Source organism: Angustibacter speluncae, assembly GCF_054777815.1.
In genome coordinates this window covers 1-953 of sequence record NZ_BAAHAF010000119.1, presented here as the reverse complement: position 1 = coordinate 953, position 953 = coordinate 1, and the positions used below count along the sequence as shown (strand labels likewise).

1 pseudogene is annotated in these 953 nt (G+C 80.1%); it reads left to right on the top strand.

The window, feature by feature from the left end:
• Window positions 1–953, top strand: a pseudogene (locus ACYVKY_RS14615) (hypothetical protein); the annotation flags it as partial.

The following is a 953-nucleotide window of genomic DNA, read 5'->3' as shown; positions in this document are numbered from 1 at the left end:
CTTCGTCGGCGTCGACGGCGACCAGGTCGCGATCTACCGCGGCCTCGGCTCCGACCTCGGCCCGTCCGCGCGGTACTCGGCGCTCCTGGCGGTCGCGCGCGGAGCGGCCCGCATCGTCGTCGGCACCCGCTCGGCGGCGTTCGCACCCGTGCACGAGCTCGGCCTGGTGGTGTGCTGGGACGACGGCGACGACCTGCACGCCGAGCCCCGCGCGCCCTACCCGCACACCCGCGAGGTGCTGCGGGTGCGGGCCGAGCTCGCCGACGCGGCCGCGCTGCTGGTGGGCTACGGGCGCTCGGTCGAGTCGCAGCAGCTGGTCGAGGAGGGCTGGGCGCGCTCGCTCGAGCCGGGCCGGGCGCTGCTGCGCCGGCGCGCGGCGAGGGTCACCGTCTCCGGCGACGACGACCTGCGCGACCCCGCGGCCCGCACCGCCCGCATCCCGTCGCTGGCGCTGCGCACGGCCCGGGAGGCGCTGCCGCACGGGCCGGTGCTCGTCCAGGTGCCGCGGGCGGGCTACCAGCCGGGCCTGGCCTGCCAGACCTGCCGCGCGCCGGCGCGGTGCACCACCTGCCACGGGCCGCTCGGCCGCGTCGACGGCTCCGCCGCCCCACGGTGCTCGTGGTGCGCGCGGTCCGCACCCGGGTGGACCTGCTCGGTCTGCGGGTCGTCCCGGCTGCGCTCGACCCGCGTCGGTGTGCGGCGCACCGCCGAGGAGGTCGGCCGCGCGCTGCAGGGGGTGCCGGTGCGCACCAGCAGCGCCGAGCACGGCGTGCTGGCCACCGTGCCCGCGACGCCCGCCGTGGTGCTGGCCACTCCCGGCGCCGAGCCGGTCGCCGAGGGCGGGTACGCCGCGGCGCTGCTGCTCGACGCCTGGGTGCCGCTCGCCCGTGCCACCCTGCGCGCCGGGGAGGAGGCGCTGCGCCGCTGGCTGGCTGCCGCGGCGCTGGTCCGCG